Here is a 16,338-nt window from a genome sequence, read left to right as displayed (position 1 = left end):
CCGGCGGCGGTCGGGGGAGCTCCAACCCATCTGACCTGCGGCTGAGTAGATGATCGAGGGTGTCGCTCGCGGTCTGGGCGGCTGCCTAGGGGCCGATGTCAAGACCTAGGGGCCGTACAGGGGCCGGGGTGGTGCGGGCGTGTCCAGGCCGACGGTGTCTCCGGGGCGATTCGTTGTCCGATATGCCTGTTGTGTGGGCATCGGGTGGACGTCCTTGGCGCGGCCAGTCGCATACCGGACCAGCAGAGAGGGCGCCGCCGCCGGTACGTCTGGTTCGCAGGGTGGGGGACAAGGAAACTGCCCGAAGAGGAAACGGCCCTACAGGGTCGCCGGCGGCCTATTTCCGAAGTGTCCGCCCGGTGAGCCGGCCGGGGCCGCTCTTCACGGCCGCCCGCGCGGCGGCCGACGGCCGCACCGTGAGCGCAGGACCGCGATCCACGGCCCACGACGTGGTCGGCAGGGTGTCGGAGTTGGCGTCGAAGCCGACAAGTGACGGGAACGACGTGGGGCCGGCCTTTCGGCGTGACCTTCTGGCTCCCGGGGAGTCGTGCTCTCGTTCTCGCTGAACGCGGAGGCCGTCACGACACTTCGGCGAGGCTGTCGAGCACGCGCGAGTCGAAGTACTCCTCGATCCGTGCCACGAGCCCGGCGGAGTCGACCTCCAGCCGCATCATCGCCGGCATCCGGAACCGGCCTCCGGAGTGGAGCACCGCGGTCAGCGTGTACTGCAGGAACGCCTGCGAGCCGACTGTCGTGATGCGTCGGTCCTCGTAGTTCCTGCTCGTCGAGAGGGCGCAGAGGTGACCGAGCATGGCAGTCATGGCATGGACGTCCTGCTCGACCTCGTCGAAGTTGTGCCAGGTGAGCGCGTCGGGTGCGAAGCAGCGGCGCACCTCGTCCATGTCGCCCTTCTCGATCGCGGCCAGCAGGGTGCTCACCACGCTGAAGTTCGTGGGGTCCGGTTCTTTGCTCGACATCTCTTTCCTCGGTTGTCTCGGCCACGCGGTGCGGCAACGCGTCCTGAACTTGGGCCCAGCTCTTTATGGCTGGGGCTCAGCGCCGAGCCTCGGCCACCCGGCCCGCGGGCGTGTCCGGCGCGGTACTCGGCGAACTGCTCGAGTGCGGACGGATTGTCGATCGAGCCGCGGTCGGCCACCTGCTCGATCTCGGTGCCCTGCAGGCGGTAACAGCGTGAGCCATGAGAACCCCCGGCGAAGGGTCTATGGGGCGAACAACTTCGACTCTTCGCCGGGGGCCTTGTCTGGTCAGCTCACGCCGCGCTGATGCATCTTTGCTGCTGCCTCAGTCGGCGAGCTGCATCTGCATCTGCAGTTGCAGCAGCTCCTCGACGTGCCGGATCTCGACGATCCGGCCGTCGACCACGCGCGCGAGATCGATGCCGGAGCAGGTCACGTCACGGCCGGTCGCGGCCAGTCCGAACCAAGGGCCGGTGTGGGTCGCTGTGATCACCCACTGGGAGACGACCCAGCCGTCGTCGGTCTCGGCCTGGTAGACGATCTCGTGGTGAGGATCGGTGAACCCGTCGCGCATGGCAGCGACCATCCCCTTCATCCCCTCGATCGCCGAGGGAGCCCCTGGGGGCAGGTTGTGGTCGATGAGATCGGGCGAGACCAGGGTGTCCAGCGCGTCGATATCGCCCGCGTCGAAGGCGGCGAATACGCGAGTTGGAACATCGCGGGCGGAAGCGGGTTGGTTGTTCATCAGCGTTTTCCTCTCACTGCGGTGTGCCGGCTTTCGAAGTTGGTCAGGGGGTGGGGTTGGGGTAGAAGGCGTTGATCTCGGCCAGGACGCGGTGGGGTGCTTCGTGGAGGAGGAAGTGTCCGGCGCCGGGGACGTCGGCGGAGGTGGCGTCGGGTGCGGCGTCCTGGAGGGGCGGCAGGACCATGTCGGCAAGGCCGGCCTGGGTGATCATGCGGACCGGGATGGTCAGCGGGGTCTCCTGGAGTTTGGTGTTGTCGGCCTCGTCCTGGGTCTCGGTCCGGTAGAGCTCGAAGCCGGCGTGCAGGACCTGGGGGCGGGAGTACAGCCGGACGAACTCGGCCAGTTCGTCGTCGGACACGTTCTCGCCGACTCCGGTCTTCATCCCCTGGAAGAAGTGCGTGAGGAAGGTCTCGACCCGGCCGGTGACCAGTTCCTCCGCGAGCGGATGCTGCTTGTTGAAGGAGAAGTGCCAGAACATCGACTCGATGGCGGCGAACTTCAGGTTCTTGCCGACCAGGCCGTAGTCCATGAGGAACAGCCCCGACACCTGCTCGCGGTACTGGGCGGCCAGCGGGTAGGCGACGCTGACGCCGAAGTCGTGGGCGACGACCTGCACATTCTCGCGGTGGCCGAGGTGGTCGAGCAGCTTGTGGACGTACGTGGCCAGGACCGTCTTCGTCATGGAGGGCGGGTTGCCGGTCGAGTCGCCCATGCCCGGCAGGTCGATGGCGATGACCGTGCGGCCGGGCAGCAGCGAGGGCATGATCGGGCGGTACTCGTACCAGCTCTGCGGCCAGCCGTGCAGCAGCACCATGACCTGCGGGCCGTCGCCGCCGATGACGTAGTGCATCTGCACGTCGTCGACGGTGGTGAAGCCGTGCCGGAAGTACTTGTTGAACTCGGCGTCGTCCTTGGTCGCCGCGTCGTAGCCGGGGCTGAGCGGCTCCTCCGACTCGACGGCTGGGGCGGTCGTGGAGGCTTTGGTGGAAGCGTTCATGGTGGTGGTACGTCCTTTGTGGCAGGGGGGTGTCGTCGTGCACGGCGGTGCGGTTGGAGGCCGGTGGACCGCGCCTGCTTGCGGCCGCCCGGGGTGGGCGGTCAGACAGCGATGCCGCCGTCGACGTTCCAGCTGGTGCCGCTGATGAAGTGGGCTTCAGGGCCGGCGAGATAGGCCACGGCGCTGGCGATGTCGGCGGGCTCGGCGAAGTGGTCGAGCGGCATGAGCTGCTTCAGGGATTCCGCGTATGGGCCGGAGTCGGGGGTCATGTCCGTAGCGGTGGGGCCGGGCTGCACGTTGTTGACGGTGATACCGCGCGGACCGAGTTCGCGGGCCAGGCCGCGGGTGAGACCGGCGACGGCGGCCTTGGTCAGGGCGTAGACGGTTGCGCCGGGGAAGGGGACGCGGTCGACGATGACGCTGCCGATGGTGATGATGCGACCCCCCTGGCCGAGGTGGGGAGCGGCGGCCTGCACGGCACTGAACACGCCCCGGACGTTGACCGCGATCAACCGGTCGAACTCCTCCAGCGGGAAGTCCTCGATCGGCGCGGCGTGGGAGACGCCGGCGTTGTTGACGAGGATGTCCAGGCCGCCGAAATGCTCCGTGGTGCGGCTGACCGCGGCCCGGACGGCTTCGTGATCCGCGTTGTCCGCCTGTATGGCCAGGGCGCCTGTCGCCTCGGCCACGGCCTCGGCCTGCTCCTTGGCGCTGGCGTAGGTGAAGGCGACCTGGGCGCCGTCGGCGGTCAGGCGGCGCACGATCGCGGCACCGATGCCCCGGGACCCGCCCGTGACCAGGGCGCTCTTGCCGTCGAGGGGCCGTACGCCGGACCGGGTGGTGCCGGGGGCGAGCTGGGTGCCCATAGGGGTCTCCGATTTCTTCAGCACTTCATTTACGAACCGAACTGCTCGGTTACTATATCCATGATGACACTAACCTGAGCAACCACGGGATTCCTTCCGTGGCGGCGAACTTTTCTCAAGGAGACTTCGATGCCCAGCACGGGACGGCCCCGGTCCTTCGACACCGACGAGGCCCTGGAGGTGGCGATGCGGGTGTTCTGGGCCGAGGGCTACGAGGGTGCCTCGCTCGCCGCGCTGACCGAGGCCATGGGGATCAACCGGCGCAGCATCTACGCCGCTTACGGCAACAAGGAGGAGCTGTTCCGCAAGGCCGTCGACCGTTATGTGGAGGGCCCGGGAGCCTTCGTGGCCCCGGCTCTTGAGCTGCCCACCGCCCGGCAGGTGGCCGAGGCGATGCTGCACGGAGCTGTGGACGCCCACACCGCGCCCGGCTGCCCGCGCGGCTGCCTGCTGGTGCAGTCCGCGCTGGCCGCCGGCCCGGAAAGCGAACCGGTCCGTCGCGACCTGGCCGAACGCCGTGAGGCCGGAGTAGCCGCCCTGCGGAAACGGTTCGAACAAGCCCAGGCCGAGGGCGACCTGCCTCCCACCGCCGACCCGGAAACCCTCGCCCGCTATGTGAACACCGTCGGGCAGGGCCTCGCCGTACAGGCCGCCGGCGGCGCCAGCCGAGAAGACATGCACCGCGTCGCCGACCAGGCACTCAGCACCTGGCCGAGCACCTGAAGCCTCGCGGCGCCGGCTGGCCGGCAAGCCGCGCGTATCACGGCGAAGCCGTGGTACCGGCAGTTGTACGTCCAGGTGCTGGTGGCGATCGTGATCGGCGTCGTGCTGGGCTGGCGGTGGCCGGATTGCCCACCGACATGGAGCCGATCGGTACGACGTTCATCACCGCGATGAAGATGCTGATCGGCCCGATCGTCTTTTTGACGATCATCGGTGGCATCGCCGGCGTCGCGGACCTGAAGAAGGTCGGCCGCACCGGGATCAAGGCCCTGACTTACTTTCAGGTCGGCACGATCGTCGCGCTGCTGAGGGCCCTGGTGGCGATCGACGTCTTCCGGCTCGGCGACGGTGTGCACGCCAACGACGTGGACAACCCGCTGCTCGGGTCGGCAGGCACGGCACGTCGAGCGCCCGCCGGTCCCGCGTCAGCATGCGGTCGAAGAGTTCGATGGGGATCCTCTGGGGTGTGGACCGCCCGGGATGTGCCTTGGCCACGGCCGGTAAGTGGTGAGGAAACGGCCCCGAGAGAAAGCGGCCTCGCAGGGAGCCCTCGACGGTTGTCGGGGGCGGTCGAGGCCGAGTCTCGTTGAGGCGTGCTGACAGCCGCGAGGGACGGCGGTCGGACGTCCACGGTCGCACGGCGACCTGCACCCCGGTGTGCCGAGGTCAGCGGCTGTGCCACCCCGGTGTCCATTCGGTCTGCGGTGGCGGGCTCCGCAACATCTTCCGCGGGTAGGCTCTGCCTGATCAGGCGAAGTCGGTGGGGACGAGGCATGGGCGGGGTCGAGAAGACGCGGGGTGGCGGGGCCGAGCGGGCGACCTCGCGGGATGTCGCCCGGCTTGCCGGGGTGTCGCACACGGCCGTGTCCTTCGTCTTCAACGGGCGGGCCCAGGGCAACCTCTCCGCCGAGACGCAGGAGAAGATCCGCAAGGCGGCCGAACAGCTCGGCTACCGGCCGAACGCGGTCGCCCGCGGCCTGCGCCGGAGTCGTACCGCCGTGATCGGTCTGGTCACGGACGAGATCGCCACCTCGCCGTTCGCCGGGCGGCTGCTGCGCGGGGCCATGGACATGGCGTGGAACAGTGAGCACCTGGTGCTCACCGTCGACTCCCGGCAGGACCCGGTCGCCGAGGACGCGGCCGTCGCCGAACTGCTCGACCGGAGGGTCGACGGGATCATCTACGCCGCGCTGTCGTTGCGCCGCGCCCGAGTCCCGGAAGGGCTGCACCGCACGTTCGCCGTGTTCGCCAACTGTCTCCCCGAGGACGGCTCCCTCCCGGCCGTCATCCCCGCCGAGCGGGCCGGCGGCCGCAGCGCCGCGCGCGTCCTTCTCGACGCGGGCCACCGTCGTCTCGCCCTGGTGGGCGGTCTGGACGACATCGCGACCGCGGAACGGCTGCGCGGCTTCCGGGACGCGCTGCGGACGGTGGGGCTGACCGCCGGGAAGGACTGGGTGGTGCGCACGGGAGGGGAGATCTCCGCCGGGTACGAGGGAGCGCTGCGGCTGCTGGACGGTGTTCCCGCCCACCGGCGGCCCACGGGGATCGTCTGTTACAACGACCGGGTCGCCGCGGGCGTCCTCCATGCCGCCGCGCGCCTGGGCCTCGACGTGCCCGCCGAGCTGTCCGTCGTCGGCTATGACGACCAGGAACACATGGCGGCTTTCCTCAGCCCGCCCCTCACCACGGTCGCTCTGCCCCATCGCGCGATGGGAGAGACGGCCGTCCGCCTGCTCCTGGACGCCATCGACAGCGGGACCGCGCCGCCGGTCACCACCCGGCGGCTGGAGTGCCCCGTCGTCACGCGGGGTTCGGTGGGACCAGCTCCCAGCCCGTGACCTCGACGTCCGTCCCCATCACGGTCAGCTCCGCGATGTCGTCGCCGCGTCGGTACACCCGTTCCGTGGCCGTCGCCCGGTCACCCGCGAACAGTTCCAGCAGGGAGCCGTCCACGAGGATCCGTACGGTCAGGGTCTCGCCCGGCGGGGTCGGCAGGACCAGGGGGGCCGTGCCGTCCGGGCGGGAGCGTGGCCAGGCCATGCGGTCCAGGGTCACCGTGCCGGACGCCGGATCGAGTCGCACGGTCAGTTCGGCCCCGGACGTGGCCCGCAGCAGACTCACGGTCGCCGCCGAACGGGCAGTCACCAGCAGGTCGTACGCGAGGGGGAGCGGCCGGTGCGGTCCTGGTGCGGTCGTGAACGGGACAGCCGCTCGCAGTAGTTCGAGCTCCGGAGCCGGTACGACCCGTAGCGTGCCGTCCTCGTGGGTGTCCATCACCCGGGGTGCCGTGAGGACGCCGGACCAGCCCGCGCGGTCCACCTCCTCGGGCGGGCGTGACTCCCAGGACCAGCCCCAGAGCAGGGCGCGGCCGGACTCCGTGTCCTGGAGGACGGAGGGGGCGTAGAAGTCACGGCCGAGGTCCAGCGGGCCGCCGCCCGTACCGGCGGCGAACATCGGTCCACCGTCCGCCTGCTCCACCAGACGGCCCGTGACGTACGCGGTGCTCAGCGGGTCGCCGTCCCACAGGGCCACCGCCAGCACCCAGTCGCCCCCAGGGGTCGCCCACAACTGCGGGCACTCCCAGCCGATCGCCCGCCTGCCGAAGGCGCGGGCCGCCGCCGGGTCCCGGCCGTCCAGCAGGACCCCGGCGAACCGCCAGTCGTACAGGTCCTCACAGTCGTACACCAGGACGGACGGGGTGCCGTCGGCGTGGCCGGCGCCCATCAACGCCCAGCGGCGTCCGGCGAAGCGGAAGACGAAAGGGTCCCGGAACATCGTCACGTCCAGGCCGGGTGGCGGGCCGGCGACCACCGGCACCGGCAGTTGCTTCCACTTCTGGAGGCCGTCGTCCTCGGCCACGGCGAGACAGATCGCGCTCAGGCCCTGGTGGTCGTGGTCGATCCCGGAGTACACCGCTGTCGGTACACCACCGTCGTCCACCACGCAGCCGGACCAGCAGCCCGCCTCGTCCGGGCCGTCGGGCGTGGGGCGCAGGGCGATCCCGTGGTCGTCCCAGTGGGCGAGGTCGGGGCTGGAGGCGTGGCCCCAGTGGACGTTCGTGTGCACGGGGGCGTCGGGGTTGTGCTGGTAGAAGAGGTGGTATCGATCGCCCCAGCGGAACGGGCCGTTCGGGTCGTTCATCCAGTTGGCCGGCGGGCGGACCCTGAAACGCGGGCTGTTGGCGTCGGTCGACCGGCTCACGGAACTCAACGATTGACTCCTGCTGATGTGATGCCCTCGCGCAGAGGGCGCTGGCCGACGACGAACACGGCGACGGCGGGGATCATGGAGAGGACGACTCCGGCGAGGACGACGGAGATCGAGCCGGTGCCGAGGTTGCCCTGGAGGGAGACCAGGCCCAGGGGCAGCGTGAGGTTCTCGGTGGAGGTTTCGAGGATCAGGGGCCGGAAGAACTCGTTCCAGTGGTAGTTGAAGGCCAGCACGCCGACGATGGCGAGACCGGGGGCCGCCAAGGGGGCGTACACCGACCGGAAGACGCGCCACGGACCCGCGCCGTCGATCATCGCCGCCTCGCCCAGGTCCTTCGGCATGCCCAGGAAGTACTGGCGCATCAGGAAGGTGCCGAAGGCCGTCGGGAAGGCCGGGACGATGAGGCCGAGCAGGGTGTCGGTCAGGCCCATCGTCTTCAGTTCCAGGAAGACCGGGACCATCGTGACCTGCAACGGCACCATCATCGTGGCCAGGACCAGCGCGAACAGCGCCTTCTTGAAGCGGAATTCGAGGCGGGCGAAGGCATAGCCCGCCAGGCCCGCGGTGATCATCTGGCCGACCGCGATCAGCGCGGTCACCAGGGTGGAGTTCAGCGCGTACAGCCAGACGTCGATCTGGTCGAAGACCCCGCGGTAGGCGTCGATGCTGGGGTCCGTGGGGATGATCTTCGGCGGCAGGTCGAAGGACTCCGCCGGCGTGCGCAGTGACGTCGACACCGTCCAGATGACCGGGCCGAGCGTCAACAGGGCGCACAGCGCCAGGCCTGCGATCCGGCCCCAGGGCGCCAGGCCGTGCCGTACGCGTGACGCGGTGGGGCTCGTGGGGTTCGTGGGGCTCGTGCGGGGACCCGGCATCGAACCCGATGCCGAATCCGATGCCGAACCCGCGAGGGAACTCGTACTCATCTGACTCACCCGGCTCACTGGTAGTGGACGTAACGCCGGCTGAGCCGGAACTGGAGTGCGGTGACCGCCATGATCAGGGCGAAGAGCAGGACGCCCACCGCGGACGCCTCGCCGAAGCGGAGCTGCTCGAAGGCCGTCTCGTAGATGACCATCACGACAGTGCGCGTCGAGTCGCCGGGACCGCCCGCCGTGAGGACGTACGGCTGCTCGAAGACCTGGAGGGCGTTGATGATGCCGACCACGGACGCCACCAGCAGCGTGGGCGACAGCAGCGGCAGGGTGATGGCGAGGTGTTTGCGCACCCCGCTCGCGCCGTCCAGCGCAGCCGCCTCGTGCACCTCTTTCGGGATGTTGTTCAGGCCGCCGACGAACAGCAGGAACGAGAAGCCGAACTGCTGCCAGACGTACGCCAGGACCACGGCGGCCATCGCCCCGTTCTCCGAGGTCAGCCAGGGGACCGAGGGGATACCGACCGTGCCGAGGAGCCAGTTCACGGGGCCGAAGTCCTGGTTGAACAGGTACTTCATCACCACCGAGATGGACGCGGCGGACAGCACCAGCGGGAAGAAGAACGCCGAACGGAACACGGACCGCAGCCACTTGGGCATCCGGCCGTTCACCGCGATCGCCAGCACGAGCGCGATCAGCAACTGGAGTGCGACCGCGAGCACCATGAAGACGAGCGTGTTGCGGAAGGAGACGAGGACCGTCGAATCGGTCAGGGTCTCCCGGTAGTTGGCCGCTCCGGCCCACCGCGGGTCGTCGATCACGTCCCACTGGAAGAGGCTGAGGACGACCGAGCCGACGATCGGTACGACCGTGAAGACGACGATGCCGACGACGGTGGGCGCGAGGAACAGTACGGCGAGGAGGCGGGTACCCCGGGTGCGGATGGTGGTGGCGGCCGTGGACTCGGATGCCTTACGGGTCTGACCGGTCCTGCGGCTCTTGCGGGTGCGGGCGGGCTCCGGCCCCGCGGGCCTGATCTCGGTGTTCGTCACACTTCACGCTCCATGGCCTTCTCCAGGTCCCCCTGCAGCCGGCGCAGCGCGGGACGCACCGCGCGGGGGCTCGCGAGGGCCGTTCCGGTGTGCTTGATCAGCAGCTGCTCGACCTCGTTGACCTGCGGCGGGGCCGGGATCGGGCCGGTGGTGGGGATCTTGTCGAGGGTGTCGTAGAAGACCTGCCAGTGGGCCGGTCCTGTCTCCCGGTAGCGGGCCTCGTCGACCATGGAGCGGCGGGCCGGAGTGGTCTGGTTGGCCGCGAAGAGCTGGGTCATCACCTCCTTGCGGGCGGTGTACTTGATGAACTCCCAGGCCTCGTCCCGCATCTTCGACGTGCGCAGCATCGCGTACCCGGCGGCGCCGAACTGGTGACGCCGGGTGCGCCGGCGCGGGAAGTACCGCACGTCGTAGTCGGCCGGTTTCATGCCCGCCTCATGCAGGCCGCCCGCCCAGAAGCCGCCCGCGGGCGTGACACCGACCCGGCCGGTGGAGAAGACGCCGACGAGGTTGCGGCCGTCGCCGCCCTCCGGCCGGGTGCACAGGTCCTCCTGGATGAGGGAGGAGAGGTAGTCGTAGACCTCCACGACGCGGTCGGAGTCGGCCAGGGGTGTCGTCCACCGGTAGCCGCCGCCCCGGCCGCGCCGCTGTGCGTCGGGATAGAAGGAGTTCCAGAGCCAGTCGCCGCCGGGGGCCTTGGACTCGGTGAGGAGGTTGGTGTCGTTGGCGAAGAGCCAGGGGACCACTCCGCCCCACAGCCGGTTGGTCCAGAAGTACGGGGTGAACCGGTCGCCGTTGCTGCGTTTCATCGCTCGCAGCAGCGTGGTGAAGTCGTCGTGGGTCCAGTCGTCGTCGGGGAGGTCGGCACCCGCGCGTTCGAGGACCCGGCTGTTGAGGTACATGTCGGCCGCGTTGAACTCGACCGGCAGCTGGTGGAGGCTCCCCTCGTACATCATCGACTCGACCAGCGAGGGATGGACGTCGGCGAAATACGTGCGCAGCTCGGCCGCGTCCCGCTTCGCCCACTTGTCCAGCGGTACGCCGAGCCGCTGGGCGAAGAGCTGCACGCCCTCGGTGGCGACGTACACGAGGTCGGGTGCCGTGCCCGCGGCGATCTGGGTGAGGATCTTGGAGAAGAAGTCCGACCAGTCGTAGGCCTGTACGGGGTTGATGCGGATCCTGATGTCGGGGTGGGCCTCGCGGAATCCGTCGCGCAGGGCGCGCTGCGCCTCGGGGTTGAAGGCGGAGCCCAGGGTGGCGATGACGAGCGAGCCGTCGTCGCGGCCGGGGATGTCGGCGGCGGTGAGGCGGTCCCAGCCGGCCGCGACACCGGCGAGAGCGGCGGCTCCGGCGCCGTATGCGCCGTAGCGCATCAGGGCCCGTCGGGAGAGGAGCGAGTCGGTCATCGGCGAGCCTAACTCGTGTTAGCCGAAGATTGATTCCACGATGATGAGAACCCCGCTGCGGCCCTGTCAAGGGATGTGCGCGGATGGGAAGTACGGATGGGAAGTGACGAACGGCCGGTGCGCGAGGGCTTGACCTTTAACGAGTTAGGTATACGGTTCCGGACCACATGAGCCGTGTCCCGACGACGGCGTCGGGGAAGGGAGCCGCACGATGCGTGGCATGAAGAGGGGTTCGCTCGGCCTGGGGGAGACCCCGGGGGAGACACTGTCCAGGCGGTCGCTGCTGACGGCCTCGGCCGTCGGCGCCGCCGGTGTTCTGCTGCCGGACCTCGTGAGACCGGCGGTGGCGGCGGCCCGCGAGGCGACGGCCGCGTGCGCGGGCAGCTACCGCGCCGAGTACCACTTCACGGTCCCCGACCAGTGGATGAACGACCCGCAGCGCCCGGTCTGGATCGACGGCGAGTACCACTACTACTACCTCTACAACCCCGACTACTCGACGGGCGGCACGACGGCCGGCACCACCTGGCGCCTGGCCACCAGCACCGACCTCGTCTCCTTCACCGACCGGGGCATCGCCGTGCCGAAGGACACGACGCCCAACGGCGATGTCTGGTCCGGCTCGGCGGTGGTCGACACGGACGACACGGCGGGCTTCGGCGCGGGCGCGGTGATCGTCCTCGCCACCATGGCGCCCGACGACGTCACCCAGGCCCAGTACCTGTACTACTCGACGGACGACGGCCGCACCTTCACGAACCACGGCACCGCCCCGGTCCTCCCCAACCCCGGCGTACGGGACTTCCGCGACCCCAAGGTGATCCGCGACGAGGAGCGCGGGCGGTGGGTGATGCTGCTCGCCGAGAACGACAAAGTCGGCTTCTACCACTCCGCCGACCTCAAGGCGTGGACGTACGTCGGCGGCTTCATCAAGGGCGGCATCGGCGTCCTGGAGTGCCCCGACCTGTTCCGGATCAGGGCGGACGACGGGACCTGGAAGTGGGTGCTGGGCGTCAGCGCCAACGGCAAGGGCTCCGGGCTGCCGAGCACGTTCGCGTACTGGACGGGTTCCTTCGACGGTACGACCTTCACCGCCGACGCGTCCGATCCCCAGTGGCTGGACCACGGCTGGGACTGGTACGCGGCGGTCACCTTCGACAAACGTGACGCGAGCGGGGTCCTGGACCCTGACGCGCGGTACGCGATCGGCTGGATGAACCACTGGGACTACGCGAACACCACGCCCACCATCGAGTGCGACGGCTTCAACGGCACCGACTCGATCGTCCGCGAGGTACGACTGAAGCACGCGTCGGGTACGTATTACCTGGCGTCCCAGCCGGTGGCGGCCCTGGACGACCATGTGTCGCGCACGGTGGACCTCGGCGACATCGCGGTCGACGGCACCCGACCGCTCGACTACACGGGTACCGCGTACGAGCTGACCTGTGAGATCACCTGGGACCAACTGGCGGGCGCCGGCCTCCAGTTGCGGCGGTCGTCGGACGGTGGGCGGCACATCGACGCGGGGGTCTACGGCGACTACGCCTTCGTCAACCGCGGTTACACCGTGAGCCCCGATACCTCCGGCCGCTGGCAGGAGAGCCGCACGCCGTTCGACCGGTCCGCCGGCACGGTCCGCCTGCGGATCCTCGTCGACCGCACGTCCGTCGAGATGTTCGTCGGCGACGGCCGGTACGTGCACTCGACCGAGGCCTTCCCCGACCCGTCCGACACCGCACTGGCGCTGTTCACGATCGACGGGCAGGCGGTGTTCCGGAACGTGGTGATCCGGGAGTTCACGGTCTGATCCGACGGGGAGGTGGCCGGGGTGGGCCGAGCGGCTGCCGACGACCGGCGCGCCAGGGCTCTGTACCGAGCCAAGCCAGAGATCGGCACCGCGGAAACGGGCAACGAGATTCCACGCCCGCACATGTGGGACCGCCTCGCCGCCGGGAAGGCTCCACCGCGGCCCGCGGCCCGCGGCCCGCGGCCCGCGGCGCGCGGTGGGCGGCCTGCTCCTGGCGCTGTCCGTAATGGTCCCTTTGCTTGAAAGCTTTATGGCTGCTGCCGCCGGAGTGCTCGTGCTACCTGCGTTCCGCGCTTCGCCATCTCCGTGACCGATACGGTGACGGATTCGCCTGCATCTCGCTGTCCGTAGAGTCGGGCCTGGTCAGCGCTCTCGCGCGCACCGCGGGAGACGACATGGCGACCGTGATCATCGAAACCGGAAGCAAGGACAGGACCGCCGGGCCGGCACGCCCCCTGCGCACAGATTGCGTCGCCGTCTCAGGAGGAGCGTGACCCGCGCGAGCGCCGGAAACCGTCGACCACAGCCAACTCACCGGAGGACCGCATGGACACGTCGCGAAGTAGCTCGCAGCCCGCAGGACACATTGCCGTCGAGGGCCACGCGGGGGTGCTTGTCGCTCGTATCGACGGAGGCCCGCATGCGTTGTTCGATCCCGAGATGTCCAAGCAGCTGAAAGAGTTGGTCGATCGTGCAGACCGCGATCCGGACATCCGCGCGGTCGTCTTCACCGGTACGCATCCTGACCGCTTCTTGAGTCATTCCGATGTGCGCTGGCTGCAAAAAGGTGGCACTGGATTCCCGCCGATCAACACGCGCATCGCCAAGCTCGTAGCGCGCATGGCGCGACTCATCAACCGAGTGCCGGTTGTCAGAACGCTCGCGGGGATGACCCGGCTCAAGACACTTCTGCAGCTCGACGGCTTCCATGCCACCTTCCTGAAGATGAATGCAAGCGGCACCATCTTCGTCGCGGCACTCAACGGTTCGGCACTTGCCGTCGGTGCGGAACTGGCATTTGCCTGTGATCTGCGCATCATGGCAGACGGGGAGCATGTCATCGGCCTGACAGAAGTCCTGCTCGCACTGACACCGGGTGGCGGCGGCTCTCAGCGACTGCCTCGTCTGATCGGTACTCAGCAGACGTTGCTCGCCGTTCTCGAAGGCAGGCCGTTCACGCCTGCAGAGGCTCTCTCGCTCGGTGCGGTCGACGAAGTGGTGCCACAGGAAAAGGTCCTCGCACGGTCGATCGAGCGCGCAGAGTATCTGAGCCTACGCTCGAAGAAATCCCTCGGAGCCATCAAGCGATCCATCTACTTCGGCAGTTCCCTGTCGCTCGAGGACGGCTTGCAGTTCGAGCACGCCGAGTTCCTGGTCAGAGATCAATCGAAGGAAGCTCAGGGGCGGATGCTTGCATACATCGCCACCACGGACGCCACTGGCGAGCTCCCTCTGATGAATCGTGAGACGTACGCGCGAGCACTCGCCGCCGGGCGACTCGGAGGTAGCCCCAGCGAGTAGATCGGGTCGATGTGGTGACCTCGTCCTGATCGGCGGTTCATCGCCTCGAGGCCGTTGCCGAAGCCAGTGTCGGGACACATGCGGAACGGTGCGACGGGCCGAACAGCTGACGCGTGTCGAGGCGGCGATGACGGCGAAGCCGACGGTGTCTCCTCCACGCGGTGTGCCGCCCACAAATGCGCGGTCCCCTTGCGGTGCCCGGGGGTTCCCGACGCCTTCGGCGGACAACTGGCCCCGGCGCTTCTCTTCTGGTGGGTGTCGTCAGGGCCCTCGCCCCAAGCTGTCACTTCGTCCCCGGTAACGAACACCTGCAACGCCCCACGCACCGAGGTCCAGCGCCGTGCCCGCGGAGACGCAAGTGCCTTCCAGGGCGTCGGACAGCTCCACCGGGGCCTCTACAGTGACGGACTCCACGGACTCCGGGGAGTCGCAGATGAGCGCGGACCGACCAGCCCGGCCGAAGCTCCGTCGGTCAGCCCGGCTGCTATGAGCATGGAGATCCGCCGGCCGCCAATGCCGCACCACTTTGAAGCGGCACCCGGCCACCTCGGTGATCCACCGCTCCCCGCTTGCACTTCCCCCATGCAATTTGCTCTCACTACCGAAGACCACTTGCCAACCACCCGCCCCCACGCTTAGTATTATGATCATAATCTAATGGCTCTGGAGGTCACAATGACTACAACAACCCGACCGGTGGCACTCGTGACGGGCGCGTCCACCGGGATCGGAAAGGCGGCCGCCCTCGCGCTCGTCGCAGCGGGTTTCGAGACGGTGGGAACGAGCCGGAAGACGTCGGGAGCCGACCGCCGCGACGGCGTGACGTTCCTCGCCCTCGACGTGGGCAGCGACGATTCGGTCGCTGCCGCGGTCGAGCAGGTGATCGAGCGGTTCGGGCGGATCGACGTCCTGGTCAACAATGCGGGCATCGGCTCCTCGGGCGCCGACGAGGAAAACTCTCTCGCGCAGGCCCAGCGCCTCTTCAACATCAACGTCTTCGGTGTGATGCGCATGACCAAGGCCGTTCTCCCGCACATGCGCGCCCAGGGAAGCGGGCGCATCATCAACATCTCGTCCGTCCTCGGGTTCCTCCCCGCGCCCTACATGGCCAACTACTCGGCGTCCAAGCACGCGCTCGAGGGGTACACCGAGTCCCTGGATCACGAGATCCGCGAACACGGGGTCCGGGCCCTTATCGTCCAGCCGGGCGGTACCAAATCCTCGTTCGAGGCGAACACCGTCGCACCAGACATGCCCATGCAGATCTATGCGGAGCAGCGGCGTATCGCCGACCAGGTGGCGTTGGCGGTCAACGAGGAGGGCGACGACCCCGATGTCGTCGCGAAGGTGATCGTCGCGGCCGCCACCGAGTCCAAGCCGAAGGTGCGGTACGCCGCCGGCCGGAGCGCCCGGCTCCTCAGCGCGGCGCACCGTGTCCTTCCCGCCGGGGTCTTCGACGGACAGATCCGCAAGAGCAACAAGCTCGCCGGCTGAGATGTGCAGACTGCCGGCTGGTCGGAGGCAGTGAAGGTGACGGTGATCAGTGTGGTGTTGAAGCTGTCCGTGCGCGATCTCGTGCACGCGGACCTCGCGTCGTGCGGATGGTCAGGGTCCGAGCACCACCTGGCCAACGTGGCCGGGTAGTTGGAGCGGGTGCCGTTCGGGGAGGTCGACTATCTCGCGGTGTGTACTCCGGCGGACATTCCTGTGGCGAAGGGGGGCGTCGACTACCGGATCAAGGAGGGTGTCGGCACGTTGTGGCAGCTGGTGGTGCATCCGGCTTTGCAGTCGTGCGGGATCGGCACGTTCCTCGTCGAAGCGGCGGAGCTGCGGATCAGGAACCGTGGTCTGCGGTGGGCCGAGCTGGGCGTGGAGGAGAGCAATCCCAGGGCGCGGGCGCCGTACGAGCGACTGGGCTGTGTCGCGTACGACCGCCGACCTGACTCGTGGGACGAGCAGGTTCCCGATGGATCACTGCGCCGCTACGAAACGGTGTGCACGTTGATGCGCAAGGAACTCCCATAGGTCCGATAGGTCCGACCAGGACAGCCGGACCGCACAACTCCCGAGCCCTCGGAACAGTCGTTCTCGTTGACACCCCCCCATGGCGGGGCGGTGCAGGGGCTCGGAGGGGGACGCGTGGGAGTTACCAGGGG

The 16,338-nt window shown here is 68.8% G+C and carries 14 protein-coding genes and 1 pseudogene; 7 read left to right on the top strand and 8 right to left on the bottom strand.

The window, feature by feature from the left end; translation table 11 throughout:
- Window positions 1–578: 578 nt before the first annotated feature.
- The 4 genes from G5C60_RS28015 to G5C60_RS28000 form a co-directional block, all read right to left on the bottom strand.
- Window positions 579–977 carry a nuclear transport factor 2 family protein gene (locus tag G5C60_RS28015; protein WP_165263708.1) on the bottom strand — a complete coding sequence of 133 codons (399 nt, stop codon included), beginning with the start codon at window positions 975–977 and terminating at the stop codon, window positions 579–581.
- A 325-nt stretch (window positions 978–1,302) separates the two neighbouring features.
- Window positions 1,303–1,722, bottom strand: a complete 420-nt coding sequence (locus G5C60_RS28010) for an ester cyclase (RefSeq protein ID WP_165263707.1) — start codon at window positions 1,720–1,722, stop codon at window positions 1,303–1,305.
- Between the two features lie 43 nt (window positions 1,723–1,765).
- Window positions 1,766–2,719, bottom strand: coding sequence for an alpha/beta fold hydrolase (locus G5C60_RS28005; RefSeq protein WP_165263706.1), 954 nt, complete (start codon window positions 2,717–2,719; stop codon window positions 1,766–1,768).
- Between the two features lie 101 nt (window positions 2,720–2,820).
- Complete coding sequence (locus G5C60_RS28000) at window positions 2,821–3,585, bottom strand: 3-oxoacyl-ACP reductase family protein (protein WP_165263705.1); 765 nt, start codon at window positions 3,583–3,585, stop codon at window positions 2,821–2,823.
- A 129-nt stretch (window positions 3,586–3,714) separates the two neighbouring features.
- Here G5C60_RS28000 and G5C60_RS27995 point away from each other — a divergent pair, with 129 nt between their 5' ends.
- From G5C60_RS27995 to G5C60_RS27985, 3 genes are all read left to right on the top strand, one after another.
- Window positions 3,715–4,308 (top strand): TetR/AcrR family transcriptional regulator, encoded by a 594-nt coding sequence (locus tag G5C60_RS27995; RefSeq protein ID WP_165263704.1) that lies wholly within the window; start codon window positions 3,715–3,717, stop codon window positions 4,306–4,308.
- A gap of 137 nt (window positions 4,309–4,445) precedes the next feature.
- Entirely contained in the window at window positions 4,446–4,898 is a 453-nt protein-coding gene (locus tag G5C60_RS52345) for a cation:dicarboxylate symporter family transporter (protein ID WP_241267125.1), read from the top strand.
- Between the two features lie 183 nt (window positions 4,899–5,081).
- Entirely contained in the window at window positions 5,082–6,146 is a 1,065-nt protein-coding gene (locus G5C60_RS27985) for a LacI family DNA-binding transcriptional regulator (protein ID WP_165263703.1), read from the top strand.
- On the opposite strand, the gene G5C60_RS27980 is transcribed toward G5C60_RS27985, so the two are convergent.
- From G5C60_RS27980 to G5C60_RS27965, 4 genes are all read right to left on the bottom strand, one after another.
- Window positions 6,109–7,509, bottom strand: coding sequence for a GH32 C-terminal domain-containing protein (locus G5C60_RS27980; protein WP_165263725.1), 1,401 nt, complete (start codon window positions 7,507–7,509; stop codon window positions 6,109–6,111). The two genes, G5C60_RS27985 and G5C60_RS27980, sit on opposite strands and share 38 nt — an antisense overlap.
- 5 nt (window positions 7,510–7,514) lie before the next feature.
- Entirely contained in the window at window positions 7,515–8,393 is an 879-nt protein-coding gene (locus tag G5C60_RS27975; RefSeq protein WP_165263724.1) for a carbohydrate ABC transporter permease, read from the bottom strand.
- A 65-nt stretch (window positions 8,394–8,458) separates the two neighbouring features.
- Window positions 8,459–9,445, bottom strand: coding sequence for an ABC transporter permease subunit (locus tag G5C60_RS27970; RefSeq protein WP_165263702.1), 987 nt, complete (start codon window positions 9,443–9,445; stop codon window positions 8,459–8,461).
- A complete protein-coding gene (locus G5C60_RS27965; RefSeq protein ID WP_165263701.1) occupies window positions 9,442–10,851 on the bottom strand; it encodes an extracellular solute-binding protein in 1,410 nt (469 codons plus the stop codon). Before G5C60_RS27965 ends, G5C60_RS27970 begins: the two co-directional genes overlap by 4 nt.
- Before the next feature lie 220 nt (window positions 10,852–11,071).
- Between G5C60_RS27965 and G5C60_RS27960 the strand changes: the two genes are divergently transcribed.
- The 4 genes and pseudogenes from G5C60_RS27960 (at window position 11,072) to G5C60_RS51210 (ending at window position 16,207) form a co-directional block, all read left to right on the top strand.
- Complete coding sequence (locus G5C60_RS27960; protein WP_165263723.1) at window positions 11,072–12,661, top strand: glycoside hydrolase family 32 protein; 1,590 nt, start codon at window positions 11,072–11,074, stop codon at window positions 12,659–12,661.
- Window positions 12,662–13,321: 660 nt separating this feature from the next.
- Window positions 13,322–14,182, top strand: coding sequence for an enoyl-CoA hydratase/isomerase family protein (locus G5C60_RS27955; protein WP_241267124.1), 861 nt, complete (start codon window positions 13,322–13,324; stop codon window positions 14,180–14,182).
- Window positions 14,183–14,857: 675 nt separating this feature from the next.
- Entirely contained in the window at window positions 14,858–15,676 is an 819-nt protein-coding gene (locus G5C60_RS51215) for an oxidoreductase (RefSeq protein WP_206440100.1), read from the top strand.
- A gap of 42 nt (window positions 15,677–15,718) precedes the next feature.
- Window positions 15,719–16,207, top strand: a pseudogene (locus G5C60_RS51210) (GNAT family N-acetyltransferase).
- Window positions 16,208–16,338 lie beyond the last annotated feature (131 nt).

Origin of the sequence: Streptomyces scabichelini (genome assembly GCF_011045015.1) — a bacterium.
Lineage (GTDB): Bacteria > Actinomycetota > Actinomycetes > Streptomycetales > Streptomycetaceae > Streptomyces > Streptomyces scabichelini.
The sequence above is the reverse complement of the archived record's forward strand: the minus strand, read 5'-3'. Positions and strand labels throughout refer to the sequence as shown.